We start from the raw sequence: 15,277 nt of genomic DNA, 5'->3' as shown, positions 1-15,277 counted from the left end.
CGGTACCGCGCTTTTCATCGAAAGCACAGCGTCCACATCAAACATTCTGCTTGCGCCCTTTAAGGGAGCCCATTCGGCAATCACCCCAGCACACTACGTCATTTGACGCATTCCTGATTCCGGCAATACAGGCTAAAACGCGGGTACACGATTTAAATGTGTCCGCTTTTTCTTGCGTTCCTGTCCATGGCACGAAAATTGTTGGTGTTTTCAGGTCCGGTGCACCGCGCCACGCAACCGCACTTATTTTCGGGCACTCCTTATCCAGCGACACAGGCAACACAACGATGGCCGCACGACAAAGCATTTTCCGTGTAAGGCGCAATTACAATCAGTGGGTGGCTAACCAGACGCTCGAAGACTACGCCTTGCGGTTTACCGCAAAGAGTGCCCGGCGCTGGTCCGCCGCCCGCGTTACTAATACGGCTCTGGGAGCGATTTCCTTTCTGGCGCTGGAAGCCATCGGTGGGGCCATCACTATCCACTACGGATTCAACAACGCAGTCGCGGCCATCTGCGCCGTAGCGCTGATCATCTTTCTGACCGCTATACCCATCAGCTACTACGCCGCTCGCTATGGTGTTGATATAGACCTGCTTACTCGAGGCGCCGGCTTCGGCTACATCGGCTCCACCATCACCTCGCTGATCTACGCCTCATTTACGTTTATCTTTTTCGCAATCGAAGCGGCGATCATGGCCATGGCGCTGGAGCTGCTGCTGGATATACCGTTGGTAATCGGTTATCTCATTTGTTCGGTGGTGATTATCCCCCTGGTCACCCACGGCATAACCGCCATCAGCAAGTTCCAGCTCTGGACCCAACCGGCGTGGATTGTGCTGCAGCTGCTGCCGTTTGTTTTCATCATCTACATGGACGCCGGCTCGGTGTCAGACTGGACGCAGTTTGAGGGCACTGCCCCCAATCAGGGCGGCGAGTTCAACCTGCTGCTTTTTGGGGCAGCGTCGGCCGTGGTGTTCTCGTTGATTGCACAGATTGGCGAACAGGTCGATTTCCTGCGTTTTGTGCCTGAGTCTGAGCAAGGGCAGCGTTTGCGGTGGTGGACGGCGGTGATGGCCGGTGGGCCTGGATGGATCGTCATTGGTGCGTTGAAAATCCTGGCGGGCTCGTTCCTGGCTGTACTGGCCCTGAACCATGGCGTGTCGGCACTGGATGCCTCCGACCCCACCCGCATGTACATGGTGGCATTCGGCTATCTCTCGTCGTCTCCGGAAGTGGCGCTGGCCATCGCGGGCATCTTTGTCATTCTTTGCCAGGTCAAGATCAACGTCACTAACGCCTATGCAGGCTCCATTGCCTGGTCGAATTTTTTCTCACGTCTGACGCACAGCCATCCGGGCCGTGTGGTGTGGCTGGTCTTCAACGTGACCATTGCCTTGCTGGTGATGGAGTTGGGTGTTTATCGCGCCCTGGAAGAGACTCTGGGCTTCTATGGCGTCGTAGCGGTGGCGTGGGTGGGCTCCCTGGTGGCCGACCTGGTGATCAACAAACCACTGGGCTTCAGCCCGAAGCACATCGAGTTCAAGCGGGCACACCTGTACGACATCAACCCCGTTGGTGTCGGTGCCATGATACTGGCCTCGGTCATTGGTATGGTGTGCCACGGTGGCGCCATTGGCGACGTACCCCAGGCGCTGTCACACTTCATTACCCTGGGTTCAGCATTGGTGATCGCGCCCGTCATTGCCTGGCGTACTCGTGGGCGCTTCTATACCGCACGCCCATTCGTGCCCATCGCCACTGACCGACAACTTGTCGCCTGCTGTATCTGCGAACACGAATTCGAGCCGGAAGACGTGACTGGCTGCCCGGCCTATGCCGGCAATATCTGCTCGCTGTGCTGCTCCCTTGATGCCCGCTGCGGCGATTTCTGTAAACCCGGTGCAGGTTATCGGCATCAGCTGCAGCAGTTTTTTGGCCTGTTTATTCCCGAGTCAGTGCTCTCAAAACTACACTCGCGCATTGGCCACTTCCTGACGTTGTTGTTCCTGATCAACGGTCTGTCCGGGCTGCTTCTGGCACTGATATACGCTAAGACACCGGTGAACTCGCCCACCGAAGCCGCGCTGCTGTCGATCACCCTGTGGAAGGTGTTCTTCGTGCTGATCATTATCACCGGCGTGGTGTGCTGGCTGTTTGTGCTGGCCCATGAAAGCCGCGTGGTGGCCGAGGAGGAGTCCCAGCGACAGACCCGTCTTCTGACTGAGGAAATCGTGGCCCACGAGCGCACGGATCAGGCCCTGCAACAGGCCAAGGAGCACGCAGAAGCGGCCAACGGCGCAAAGAGCCGCTACCTGACTGGCATCAGCCACGAGCTGCGTTCACCGCTGAACGCAATCCTGGGTTACGCCCAGCTGATGGAGAACGACACCGCTATCCCCGACAACCGCAAGGACGCACTGGGTGTCATACGCCGCAGCGGTGAGTATCTGGCAGACCTAATCGAAGGCCTGCTGGACATCTCCAAGATCGAAGCCGGGCGGCTGGACCTGCACCGGGACGAAGTGCGTATTGACCTGCTGATGGAGCAACTGGTGCACATGTTCCGGCTGCAAGCGGAAGAGAAAGGGCTGGCTTTCAGTTACCACGGCCCTACCCGCTTACCCGAACTGGTGACCACGGATGAAAAGCGCCTGCGGCAGATACTCATCAACCTGCTGTCCAATGCGCTCAAATACACCGACAACGGCAGCATTTCGTTAACCCTGAAATATCGCAGCCAGGTGGCTGAGTTCACGATAAAGGACACCGGTGAAGGTATCGCCGAAGAAAACATCGAGCGCATATTCCGACCTTTCGAGCGTATACGCACCCCCGGACAAAGTCGCACCGGCACCGGGCTCGGGCTCACCATCACCCGGCTGTTGACCGAAATCATGGGCGGCGATCTCTCTGTAGAGAGCACGCCCGGGGAAGGCAGTACCTTCCGCGTCAGCCTGATGCTGTCCAGCCTGCATACCCCCCGCCCGGAATCCATGACATCTCCGGCCCGGCGCATTTATGGCTACAAAGGCCCGCGACGCAAGATCATGGTGGTGGATGACGAGTCCTCCCACCGCCAGGTGATCCGAGCCATGCTAGCTCCGCTGGGTTTTGAGATTGTCGACATCGGCAACTCCCTGGCGGTGGTGGATGCCATCGACAACAGCCATCCCGACTTGGTGTTACTCGATGTCTCCATGCCCGGTTACAGCGGCTGGGATATCCTTACGCAATTGCGAAGCAACAACCATCAGGTGCCCGTGGTCATGGTATCGGCCGACGCCAGCGAAGGACGCAACCGGCCGGAATCACCCACCCTGCACAACGGTTACATCATCAAGCCGGTGCGCTTGAACCTGCTGCTGGACCACATCGCCCGGCTGCTTACCCTCGACTGGCGCTTCGAGAAAAGCCCGGAACCGCTGGCAGCCACCATTACGCCCGAATCGGAAACGCTGATTCTGCCCGCGGCTGAACATCGCGCCGCGCTGGTGGGGCTGGCCACCATCGGCCACAAAAAAGGACTTCTTGAGGCACTGCACGGACTCCGTTACCGGAGCGAGGCCGATCCGGTGTTTGTAGAAGAACTTGTGAAGCTCACCAACGACTTCCAGTTCGAAAAAATCATCGATTTGATCAAGGTGACGGAACATGAGCACACCTGAAGCCCGAAAGACGGTCGTTATGGTGGTGGACGATGCAGTTGACTGCATTCGCATGATCAACGAGGCCCTGGAAAGTGCCGGCATGACGGTATTGATTGCGCTGGAAGGCAGCCAGGCCCTGACCATCAGTCAGAACATCACCCCGGACATTGTGCTGATGGACGCCATCATGCCCAACATGGATGGCTTCGAAACCTGCCGTCGGCTGAAGCAGAATCCGGACTTCGCAAATACCCCCATCATTTTCATGACCGGCCTCAGCGATACTGAGCACGTGGTGATGGGGCTCAAATGCGGCGGCGTGGACTACATCACCAAACCCATTAACACCACCGAACTGATGGCCCGCATGCAGGTACATCTGACCAACGCCCGCATGGCACACAGCGCTCGGGCCGCACTGGATACCGCCGGACAGAACCTGTTTGCCGTGGACCGTCACGGAGCCATTCTGTGGTCCACCCCCCAGGTTCATCAGCGGCTCACTGGCGGCGGCTCCAACAACCTTGAGCTACTGACCAATAACCTGGCCAACTGGTTGAGCCACAATCCGGAGAACGGCCACAGCCTTACTCTGGATTTCCTGCCCGAGCTCCACGCGGTGGAGTTCCTCACTCTGGTCGACGAAAGGGAATACCTGTTGCGCCTGCAAGAGGTGCAGAAGCCCAGCGAGGCCACGGGCGCTCTGCGGACGCGCTTCAGCCTGACCGGCCGGGAGTCCGATGTGCTGTTGTGGATAGCCAATGGCAAAACCAACCGCGAAATCGGACAGATTCTGGAAATGAGCCCGCGCACGGTGAACAAGCATCTGGAGCAGGTATTTCGCAAACTGGGCGTGGAAAACCGCACGTCGGCCGCGGCTGCCGCCATCAAATGTCTGGCACGAACCTGACCACCACAGGCAACGAAAGGGGCGTAGCCGCAGGGAGGAGCCCTACCCGTTCCACACCGGATAAGATGAGCTAATCTTCCTGCCGAGGCCAACCCATGAACAAACCCATCGTCATTATCGGCGGCGCATCGCTGGATACCATCATCCAGCTCGATGCCCTGCCAACCCCAACACCGCAAACCCTGTGGCCCAAGAGCAGTTACAGATCCGTCGGCAGCACCGGTGCTGGCAAGGCGCTGAACCTTGCGGCGCTGGGGCGCAACGTAGTTCTGCATTCGCTGCTGGGGCAGGACACGGAGGCCGATCTGGTGCGCCACGCCCTGAATAAGCCTGGCATTGAGCTGCTTGCAGAAATCACCGACACGCCGACAGAACAGCACGTAAACCTGATGGACCCTCACGGCGGGCGGGTTTCGCTGTTTGTCCAACCTCCGGCTGACCCAAGTGTCGTTGATTGGGCATCGGTGACCTCCGCAATCTCAGGCTGCGAACTGGTGGTGATCAATATCCTGAGCTACACAAAGCCGGCGCTGGCCCTGGCACAAAACGCGAACAAACCGGTGTGGACCGATCTGCATGACTACGACGGTCGAAACCCACATCATCAGCCGTTTATCGATGCGGCGAACGTCATTTTCCTGTCCAACGACAATCTGCCGGACTATCGCAGTTTCATGAAAAAGATGATCGATGATGGCAAGGAGTTGGTAGTGTGCACCCATGGCAGTGACGGTGCCACCCTGCTTAGCCGGGACGGGCAATGGTTGGAACAGCCCGCGTTTCCGGTCGGTCAGGTGCAGGACACCAATGGTGGGGGTGACGCCTTCTTCAGTGGTTTTCTGTGTGGCCACCTTAACGGTGAAAACCTGAAGACCTGCCTTCGCCTCGGGGCGGTCTGTGGCGCACTCTGCGTGACCTCACAGTCCCTGGCAGCGGAAAACCTGAGCCTTCAGCGAGTTCATGACCATTTACGCGAGGGCGGCTGGTAGTTTTCCAGGGCGGATACCAGTTCGGTGGGCTGGTCTTTCACGATCACCATCTCGGCGTACTCAGGTTTCAGGAAGCCCGCGCCAGACATCGTGCGGATGAAGGCCAGCAGCTCATTGTAGTAACCATCCACGTTGTAAAACGCACAGGGCTTGCTGTGATATCCAAGTTGGCCCCAGGTCCAGGCCTCGAAAATTTCATCCATAGTACCCGGCCCGCCGGGTAGCGCCACAAAAGCGTCGGCCATATCCGCCATCAGCGCCTTGCGCTCGTGCATGCTGCTCACCACATCCAGGTGGGTCAGGCCCTGATGGGCCAACTCGCGGTCGCGAAGGGACTCGGGGATAACGCCATATACCTCCCGGCCGCCGGCCAGAACGGCATCGGCAACCACGCCCATCAGGCCCACCTTGCCACCACCAAATACAAGATCCATACCTTGGCTGGCCATATACTGGCCAAACACTCCGGCGGCTTGGGCAAAACGTTCATCATTTCCCCGGCTGGAGCCACAGAAGACAGCGATTTTCATGACGGAGTCCTATAACGCGTTCGTGGTTTGATCGGATGAGTAATATACTGTCAGATAGTGGCCAGGGAGCGCCAGCGTCAACGACTGGGACGAATAACAAGCACCAATGGGGCCATTGCCATCAAGCCATTCAACACCCTCAAAAGCCGACTGATTCTTCTATTCGGTGGGTTGATACTCGTCACCACCGCCATTGGCACCTGGTTGGCTTCCAATCTGGCTGTTGAAGAACTACGCAAGTCCACCAGCCAAAACCTCCAGGAAGTGGCGGTGCAGTTGAGGGACAAGATCGAAATTGATCTCCACGAGCGCTACAGCGACCTGAGCATCGCAGCCGCTATTGCCAGTCAGTCCATTGAGGACGACCAGTCCGTCAGCGTACCGACTCTCCTCAATGCACTTCAGGACGCCTTCCCAAGCTATGCCTGGATCGGCCTGGTATCACCCGAAGGTACCGTCATCACGAGCACGGACAACCTGCTTCAGGGCGCCAATGTGTCTGAGCGCCCCTGGTTCCGTGAAGCCTCCAAAGGGCCCTTTCTCGGAGACGCTCACCTCGCGGTGTTGCTGGAGTCCAAACTCGATAACCCGTCCTCTGTTCCCCTTCGGTTTGTGGATGTTGCTGTACCACTGTATCGGGACAACGGCGAGCTCATGGGCGTTCTTGGTGCACACCTCTACCTGGACTGGGTGGCGTCCATTGGCCAGTCCTTGCTGGCCCCACTGCAAGAGCGCCTGCAGGCAGAACTCGTCGTGGCCGATCACAAAGGCACCATCCTGATCGGGCCAACAGACAGCATTGGTCAGGCCATTCCGGATTCACTGGCGGATGCGGCGAGCCGCAACCCTTCCGGCTATGTGACGGACTCGATGACCGCCGGAGCTTCAGATGAACAGACAGAATATCTGATTGGCTTCAGCCGCCTGCGTGATCGTGAGGAATACGCCAGCTTCAACTGGCGAGTGCTGGTACGACAGCCCGCTGAAGAAGCTTTTGCCCCGGCCAACAACCTTCGCCATACGTTGATTGCCACAGGTTTTGTTGTCTCGCTCTTGCTGATCCTGTTTGCATCCCTGGCCGCACGCTGGACCACTCGGCCCTTAATCAAGATGACCGAGGAAGCCCGAAACCTGGACCCGGATCAGCCCTCCACTCTGATTAAGCAGAGAGACGACTACGAGGAGGTAAAAACCCTATCGTCCACTCTCAGAAACCTGATCCTGAACCTGACTGAGAAAACCCGGGCAATGAACGAGCTCAATAGAACCCTGGAATACCGTGTCGAGGAACGAACACGGGAACTGGAGAACACCAACACCCTGCTGGAGGATGAAATCATCCAGCGGGACGCCATGCGCAGGGAGCGAGAAACACTGATCCGCCAATTGGAGGAAACCGTGCGCACCGACGCACTCACCGGCCTGAAAAACCGGAGACACTATTTCGAACTGGGTCGGACAGCGGTTAAAAAAGCAGTTCGATCAGGGGCGCCTTTGTCGGCCATTATGTTCGATGCGGATCACTTTAAAAAAGTGAACGACACCCATGGCCACGGCGTCGGTGATAAGGCGCTGGTCCATCTCAGCAAGCTGGCAACGGAAGCCTTGAGGGATATCGACATTGTTGCCCGTGTGGGCGGAGAGGAATTTGCCGTGCTTCTGGAGAACACCGACGAACCGGGCGCGGAAGAGGTCGCCGAACGCCTGAGAAGCTTCATCGAGAACAACCCGCTTCCGCTGGAGAGTGGGCACCTTACTTTGGCCATCAGCGCCGGCGTCGCCACCTTCTGGCCAGACAAGTCGGATAATCTGGATACCCTGCTGCTCTACGCAGACCGGGCTCTGTATCAGGCCAAAGCTGGCGGACGAAACCGGGTTTGCCTCTATTCCAGTATCCAGAAAACCGCCAACGACTGACTTTCCACAACCAGAACGGAATCGTTTTCCATGAAAACCGTTTTTTCCCCGCTGCACAATCGCCGTACCGCCACGACCGAGCTGGACGGCGGCGTATTGATCGCCCCCCACGAGAAACCGTCCCGGGCGGAGACCATACTGGGCCGGGTCAAGCAGGAACAACTGGGAGACGTTCTTCCACCGGACGACTTCGGCCTGGAACCGGTTCTGCGCGTGCACACCCCGGATTACGTGAACTTCCTCCAGACCTGCTGGAAGGATTGGGAAGCCGAGGATAAACCCGGCGAGGCCATTCCCGCCGTTTGGCCGGGCCGGGGGATGCGGGAAAGGGTGCCAAAAGACATCGACGGCCGTCTGGGTTACTACAGCTTTGCCGCCGAGACCTCGATCACCGAGGGTACCTGGGACGCCGCCTGCGCCTCGGCAAACGTCGCACTGACCGCTCAGGCACTGGTGGCCAACGGGGAGCCTGCCGCGTTTGCACTATGCCGCCCACCTGGGCATCACGCCCATGCCGATCTGCTCGGAGGCTACTGCTTTTTCAATAACGCGGCTATTTCCGCCCAGGCATTTCGGGACCAGGGCGCCAAACGCGTGGCGATACTGGATGTCGACTTCCATCATGGCAACGGTACCCAGGCCATTTTCTACCAGCGCAGCGACGTGCTGACCATCAGCCTGCACGGCGACCCGGACCTGGTGTTCCCTCACTTCCTGGGGTTTGAGGATGAAACCGGCGAAGGCGACGGCAACGGCTATAACCAGAACCTGGTGTATCCACCCGGCACGCCCTTCGAGGTCTGGCGCGAAGGGCTGGAAACCGCTTGCCAGCGCATTACGGAATACCAGCCCGAAGCACTGGTGATCGCTCTGGGAGTAGACACCTTCGAGGACGATCCGATTTCCTTCTTCAAGCTGACGTCTGCGGACTACCTGCTGATGGGGGAGCGGCTGGCGAGACTGAACCTACCTACCCTGTTCACCATGGAAGGCGGCTACGACGTGGACGCCATTGGCGTAAATGTGGTGAACGTACTGAAGGGTTTTGAACGCGGCCGGCTATGAGTCCGGCTCGTTCAGTTTGGCGAAGGCCTCCGGATAACGGCGCTTCATTCTCGCCAGGCGTAAGATGGTGACGAAATTGGTCACCACCACCATACCCTCTGCCAGCGTGCCGCCGACAGAGCCAATCAGCAGGTTGTTCAACATCCAGCAGATCGCAGCAGCGGCCAGCGTCAGCCGCATGGGAATGCCGCGCAGCATAAACATGCCGACGGTGCCGAACATGGCCGCGCCAATGGCAAAGAAATCGACGGGCGTCCGCCAGGTCAGAGCCGCTGCCAGCAGGTTTACCGCGAGCACCGCCAGCATGACTTTCCAGTTGCCCAGGTATCGCCTGGCCAGCACGATACGGCCGATCACCAGCAAACTCAGCACCGCCGCCGTCCAACTGCCGAACAGGGCAAACTGAAGGGCAAAGGCCACATTCGCGGAGATCAGCAGCACCATCAAACGGTCATCCCGCTTGCTGGCAAAGCCGACAATGCAGAAGCCCAGTGCAATCAGGCTGACCGCCTGGCCCGCCATCTCTGTCAGGCTCATACCCTCAAACATCGCGGGCAGCCCGACCTGGCATTTGATGGCTGCGGTTAACCCGGATCACCGCCTGCGGTAATCCGGGTCCGTCCAGCACTGCGGCAGGGATTCCCCGGAGGGGAAATTCAGGCCGGCCTTGTCGAAAAACTCCGGGTCCTGGGCTTCTTCGCCAAAATGCAGACTGCCCTTAACGGTCGATTCGTTGGGGTCGATCAGCATTTTGGTGTCCAACACCTCAATCATGTGTCCGGTCGATTTCTCGGCGAGAAACATAAAGCCCTCCCGGGTTTCCCCTGATGGTGTGTGATGCTATCTAGCTCGCTAACTCAATCTTCCTGAAGTCGAGTGTATTCTCTTTGGGCGAACCTTCAATGCCCATCACCTCAGCGCGACGTTTCGTGACAATGTACACGAAGCAGCCGAAGTACAGCGCAATCACCAGAGCGCCCACCCACTGAATGCGCAGGAAGTCGAGCTGGAACAGCAGCGTCAAACCACACATCACAATCAGGTTGCCGAAATAATACTTCCACTGTCCCAGCCGGCTTGCGGTCAGGTTGAGATTGTCTGTGTAGAGCCGGATCAGTGAGTCCAGTGAGTTGATCACCATCAGGATACCCACCGTGATCATGGCTATGTTGATGTAGCTGGCGATGTTCAGGCCTTCAGCGTGGTAATGGTAGAGCACCGAGAACCAGGTACCGATGGCAATGGACGGAAACACCAGCATCGCGATCATCAACTGCCAGGTGCGCAGGCCACTGACAAAGCGCGCAGTGAACTGGCCGATCATGATGCTCCAGGAGAACCACCAGAACAGGTAAAACTCGTGGTAGTCGTTCAACGGCAACATGAAGTGATGCAGGTTGGTGAAGTACTCACCAATCAACCCTGCCGTGCCAAAGAAGTCGCCGACACTGCCGTTGCCCGTCAGGAAGGCACGGCCCCACATTACCGCAATCAGCGCGATAAACAGCCAACTGGAACCCAGGCTGAGTATGCGCACGTATTTGATTTTACTGCTGGAATAAACCGCCGCCGCAATCGCCGCGAAGACGATCAGGTAGAACGTCGGCACGACGGTTTCGCCGTCACCAATTTCCGGCAGATACCAGGGCAGGTTGACCAGCAACAGGAACGCAGTAAAGGCACAGGTGCCGATGATCACCACATTGTTGACCACTCGCACCAGCGGTATGTCGAAAAACTTGACCCGCGGCTCGATCACACAGAAGTAGAAGCAGGTAAGGAAGTAGAACCCCCAGATCAGGAAGGCCCAGAACCCGAACTCAATCGCCAGTGGGTTAGCGAAGCCGTACTCAGGACTTTCCGTCAGGTTGCCGTAACCGGCAAATTCCGTCAGCGGAAACATGATCAGGCCGACATCCAGGCCCGAGGTAAACAGAATGGCGATAAACGTGAAGGTACGTACCGGCGTCACGCCGATGACTTTCAGGTCCCACCATTTGAACAGGATCAGCACGATAGCCGCGAAAGTGAAAATCAGGCCTGTGGATAACCAGAGTGTCATACACACCTCCAGTTTCTGGCGTTACTTATTATATGGGACAACATGGGTGTTCCTCCTCTACTTTGAAGCACGTGTTCATTCGAATCGGACACAAACCCCCGCGTTGACGGGTCAACACTTAACTATCGCGCGCTCAGAACGACACGGTTATCGCGCCGCAGCGACGATAGGTAAGTCCTGATGGTTTGCATAACAGCCGGCGGCCATTGCGCCGCCGGGAACGGTATCAGGCGATCTCGCGCGCGGCCCCTCCGGGGCGCTGGCGATCTCGCCATTGCTCGTCCATCGCCACGGGGGCGTCAGACGGATTCAGTGGCGCCAGGCCACGAATGAGGTCAGCGGCACGCTCCGCCACCATGATGGTGGGAGCATTGAGGTTGCCGTTGGGAATAGTGGGGAAGATGGACGAGTCCACTACCCGCAGGCCGGTGAGGCCATGAACCCGCGTATCGGGCCCTACCACCGCCTGATCATCCACACCCATCTTGCAGGTGCAGGACGGGTGATAGGCGCTTTCCACCGCCTGGCGGACAAAGGCGTCTATTTCCTCGTCACTCTGCACATCAACGCCGGGCTGGATTTCGGAGCCTCGATAGGCGTCCATCGCCGGCTGGCTGACAATCTCACGGGTCAGGCGCACGCAATCACGAAAGCCTTCGCGGTCATCCTCGTGCTGCAGGTAGTTGAACTGGATGCGCGGCGGCTGGCGCGGATCGTCTGACTGCACAGTTACCGAACCACGGCTCTTGGGCTTGTTGTGGCCGATATGCAGCTGGAAGCCGTCGCCATCGAAGGCTTCCTTGCCGTCGTAGCGCATGGCCGCTGGCAAAAAGTGATATTGCAGATCCGGCCACTCAACGCCCGCCTTGGAGCGGATAAATCCGCAGGACTCAAAGTGGTTGGTGGCGCCCAGACCGTCTTTCTTAAGCAACCAGCGAACACCGATCTTGAGCTTGTTCCACCAGTCGAGCTTGCCATTGAGAGAGACCGGCTGCTTGCAGCGGAACTGGAAATAGAACTCCAGGTGATCCTGCAGGTTGCCGCCCACACCCGCCAGTTCGTGATTGACGGGGATCTCAGCCTGCTCCAGTACGTCGCGGTTGCCAATGCCGGAAAGCTGCAACAGATGGGGCGAACCGATAGACCCGGCGGACAGGATCACTTCCTCTGATGCCTTAACGTCCACCAGTTTGCCGTCTTTCTCGTAGCGCACGCCGGTGGCCTGTTTGCCTTCCAGCAACACCTTGTGCACCAGCGCATGGGTGACCACGGTCAGATTGTCCCGCGCCATGGCGGGGCGCAGGTAAGCATTAGCAGTAGACCAGCGGCGACCATTCTTGACGGTCATGTGCATGGCGCCGAAACCTTCCTGGCGCTCGCCGTTGTAGTCGTCGGTGGCGAAATAACCGGCATCCACGCCCGCATCCACAAAGGCCTTGTAGAGCGGGTTCTGCATGTTGTTGCCGTTATTCACGCCCAGCGGGCCCTGGTCACCACGGTAGTCATCAGCGCCAAAGGCCCAGGTTTCCGCCTTCTTGAAATAGGGCAGGCAGTGGCGATAGTCCCAGCCCTCGGCGCCCTGCTCCTGCCACTCGTCGAAATCACGGGCATGGCCACGTACGTATACCATGCCGTTGATGGAGGAAGAGCCGCCCAGCACCTTGCCCCGGGGGCAGTGCATGCGGCGGTTATCCAGGTAGGGTTCCGGCTCGGTCTCAAACTGCCAGGCGTATTTTTTGGTGTTCATGGGGATGGACAGCGCCGTGGGCATCTGGATAAAGACGCTCTTGTCGCTGCCGCCGGTTTCCAGCAGCAGCACCCGGTGGCGGCCATCCTCGGTAAGCCGGTTGGCCAGCACACAGCCTGCAGACCCCGCGCCGACAATGATGTAATCGTAGTTCACTTCTTTCATACGCAACTCCTGACAACCCGCTTAAAAAGGGCTGTCTATGTCCTCCATGCCCACGTACACCGCCTTCAGTTGGGTGTAGTGGTCGAGTGTGACTCGGCCGTTCTCGCGGCCAACACCGGAGAGCTTGTAGCCACCCACCGGCATTTCCGCAGGCGATGCTCCGTAGCTGTTGATCCAGCAGATGCCAGCCTGGATGCGGTGAATCACCCGGTGGGCGCGACGGATATCGTTGGTGAACACGCCAGCGGCAAGGCCGGTGTCGGTATTGTTGGCCCGGTCGATCACTTCCTCCTCGTCGGAGAAGGTCAGTACCGACATCACCGGCCCGAAGATTTCCTCACGGCAGATAGTCATGTCGTCGGTGCAATCGGTGAAAATCGTGGGCTCCACGAAGTAACCGCCGGGCGCGGAGCCTGGCTTCGCGGCCTTACCGCCGTGGCTGAGGGTGGCGCCCTCGGCAATGCCTTTCTCGATGTAATCCAGCACCAGTTGCTGGTGCTTCTGCGAGATCAATGCGCCAAAGTTGGTGTCCGGATCGGTGGGATCGCCCATACGGATATTGTTCAGTGTCCGCTCCAGCAGGCGGTCCATGAACTCCGAATAGATGTCTTCATGCACAAACACGCGCGTCCCGTTGGTGCAGACCTCGCCCTGGGTATAGAAGTTACCCAGCATGGCTGCGGACACTGCGTTATCGATGTCTGCATCGTCGAAAACGATCAGCGGTGATTTACCACCAAGTTCCATGGTGACGTCTTTCAGGGTGGAGGCAGCCGCGGTCATTACCTTCCGGCCAGTGCCGACTTCCCCGGTGAACGACACCTTGGCGATATCGGGGCTGTGGGTCAGCCAGGCACCGACATCACCCGCGCCCTGGACCACGTTGAACACGCCGGCCGGTACGCCGGCTTCGACAAAGATCTCCGCCAGCTTGAGGGCGCCCATTGGCGTTTCCTCCGAGGGCTTGAAGATCATGCTGTTGCCGGTAGCCAGGGCCGGGGCGGACTTCCAGCAGGCAATCTGCAGCGGGTAGTTCCACGCACCGATACCTGCGCACACGCCCAGCGGCTCACGACGGGTGTAATAGAAATCCCCGCCAAGGTCCTGCTGGTTGCCCTCTACCGAGGGCGCCAGACCCGCAAAATACTCCAGGGTGTCTGCACCGGTTACCACGTCTACGACCTGGGCTTCCTGCCAGGGTTTGCCGGTGTCCTGAACTTCCAGGGCAGCCAGTTCGTCATTACGCTCCCGCAGCAACGCCACGGCACGCTGGAGAATACGGCCACGCTGGGCACCGGTCATCGCAGACCAGACCTTGAAGCCGGCCTGGGCGCTGTCTATCGCAGCCTTTTGGACAGCCTCATCGGCGATTTCCATTTCATAGATCACTTCGCCCGTGGCCGGATTCACAACCGGGAAGGTTTCACCGGAGGCATTGGCCATGGGCTGGCCGTTGATAAAGTTCTGATAACGGGGCAATTCAGTCATGGGGTTCAAACCTGATCGTGTGAATTCGTGGTGGATTCGAGTGCGTTCAACGCAAATCGTTTACACAGCGTTTCCGCCGCCGAGAAGCCTTCCTGGGGATCGGTGCTCAGGGCACTTCGCAGCCAGAAGCCGTCGATCATCGACGCCAGCTGGCGGGCGGCTTCGGTGGCGGCCTGTTTTGGCAAACGCTGGGCGAAGGAGTAACGCAGATTACTGTACAGCCTGGCGTTGTTGATCTGCTGCAGGCGCTGCAAACCCGGCTCGTGCATGGAGCGGGCCCAGAAGCTGAGCCAGGTCTTTGCCGCCAGATCGGTGCGCTGGAACTCGGAAAAATTGGCTTCGACGATGCACTGAAGGCGTTGTTCCGGCGACCCATCGGTGCGGGCCATCCGCTCCCGCAATTCCTTCCCCAAATGGTCCAGCAAATAACGCAACGCGGCTTCGATCAGCCCCTGCTTACCACCGAAATAGTGGCTGATGATGCCGGACGACATGCCGGCACGACGGCTGATGGAGATGATGGTGGTATTCTGCAGCCCCAGCTCGGCAATAGACGCCATGGTGGCATCAATCAGTTGCTGCTTTCGGGTGTCTTTCACGCCAACAATCGGCATCGCGCTTCCTGTCCGTTTTATTAATTGAACGTTCAATTAAAATAAAGTGTACAGAAAGTAATCGAACCATTCAACCTGGCCTATGTGCACGGAATAGACGTCCACAAAAAAACCCGCTATCCAGAAGCTGGACAACGGGC

The 15,277-nt window shown here is 58.4% G+C and carries 12 protein-coding genes; 5 read left to right on the top strand and 7 right to left on the bottom strand.

The annotated features are described in order from the left end of the window. Positions 1-287: 287 nt before the first annotated feature. The 3 genes from SIC19_RS10750 (at position 288) to SIC19_RS10740 (ending at position 5,549) form a co-directional block, all read left to right on the top strand. Positions 288-3,668, top strand: a complete 3,381-nt coding sequence (locus SIC19_RS10750) for an ATP-binding protein (protein ID WP_127401981.1) — start codon at positions 288-290, stop codon at positions 3,666-3,668. Continuing rightward, complete coding sequence (locus SIC19_RS10745) at positions 3,655-4,560, top strand: DNA-binding response regulator (protein WP_127401982.1); 906 nt, start codon at positions 3,655-3,657, stop codon at positions 4,558-4,560. The genes SIC19_RS10750 and SIC19_RS10745 overlap by 14 nt, the downstream gene beginning before the upstream one ends. 95 nt (positions 4,561-4,655) lie before the next feature. Next, on the top strand, positions 4,656-5,549 hold the full coding sequence (locus SIC19_RS10740; RefSeq protein ID WP_127401983.1) for a carbohydrate kinase family protein: 894 nt from the start codon (positions 4,656-4,658) through the stop codon (positions 5,547-5,549). Here SIC19_RS10740 and SIC19_RS10735 read toward each other — a convergent pair. Next, positions 5,519-6,079, bottom strand: coding sequence for a TIGR00730 family Rossman fold protein (locus SIC19_RS10735; protein WP_127401984.1), 561 nt, complete (start codon positions 6,077-6,079; stop codon positions 5,519-5,521). The two genes, SIC19_RS10740 and SIC19_RS10735, sit on opposite strands and share 31 nt — an antisense overlap. A 57-nt stretch (positions 6,080-6,136) precedes the next feature. Here SIC19_RS10735 and SIC19_RS10730 point away from each other — a divergent pair, with 57 nt between their 5' ends. Next, the gene (locus SIC19_RS10730; RefSeq protein ID WP_127401985.1) at positions 6,137-7,996 is read left to right on the top strand and encodes a sensor domain-containing diguanylate cyclase; all 1,860 of its coding nucleotides are present in this window, start codon (positions 6,137-6,139) and stop codon (positions 7,994-7,996) included. Between the two features lie 30 nt (positions 7,997-8,026). Then, on the top strand, positions 8,027-9,061 hold the full coding sequence (locus SIC19_RS10725) for a histone deacetylase family protein (protein ID WP_127401986.1): 1,035 nt from the start codon (positions 8,027-8,029) through the stop codon (positions 9,059-9,061). Here SIC19_RS10725 and SIC19_RS10720 read toward each other — a convergent pair. From SIC19_RS10720 to betI, 6 genes are all read right to left on the bottom strand, one after another. Continuing rightward, entirely contained in the window at positions 9,056-9,610 is a 555-nt protein-coding gene (locus SIC19_RS10720) for a YgjV family protein (RefSeq protein ID WP_127401987.1), read from the bottom strand. The two genes, SIC19_RS10725 and SIC19_RS10720, sit on opposite strands and share 6 nt — an antisense overlap. Positions 9,611-9,655: 45 nt before the next feature. Continuing rightward, positions 9,656-9,865 carry a hypothetical protein gene (locus SIC19_RS10715; protein WP_041332895.1) on the bottom strand — a complete coding sequence of 70 codons (210 nt, stop codon included), beginning with the start codon at positions 9,863-9,865 and terminating at the stop codon, positions 9,656-9,658. 40 nt (positions 9,866-9,905) lie between these two features. Then, positions 9,906-11,123 (bottom strand): BCCT family transporter, encoded by a 1,218-nt coding sequence (locus SIC19_RS10710; protein ID WP_126810948.1) that lies wholly within the window; start codon positions 11,121-11,123, stop codon positions 9,906-9,908. Positions 11,124-11,349: 226 nt separating this feature from the next. Continuing rightward, positions 11,350-13,035: a choline dehydrogenase gene (betA, locus tag SIC19_RS10705; RefSeq protein WP_127401988.1), complete on the bottom strand. Its 1,686-nt coding sequence runs from the start codon at positions 13,033-13,035 to the stop codon at positions 11,350-11,352. 21 nt (positions 13,036-13,056) lie between these two features. After that, positions 13,057-14,523: a betaine-aldehyde dehydrogenase gene (betB, locus tag SIC19_RS10700; protein ID WP_127401989.1), complete on the bottom strand. Its 1,467-nt coding sequence runs from the start codon at positions 14,521-14,523 to the stop codon at positions 13,057-13,059. Between the two features lie 5 nt (positions 14,524-14,528). Continuing rightward, positions 14,529-15,137, bottom strand: a complete 609-nt coding sequence (betI, locus tag SIC19_RS10695) for a transcriptional regulator BetI (RefSeq protein WP_127401990.1) — start codon at positions 15,135-15,137, stop codon at positions 14,529-14,531. Positions 15,138-15,277: the final 140 nt, after the last annotated feature.

It is taken from the genome of Marinobacter sp. MIT930201, assembly GCF_047122665.1.
Taxonomy (GTDB): domain Bacteria; phylum Pseudomonadota; class Gammaproteobacteria; order Pseudomonadales; family Oleiphilaceae; genus Marinobacter; species Marinobacter salarius.
This window is presented reverse-complemented; position numbering and strand designations above follow the sequence as displayed.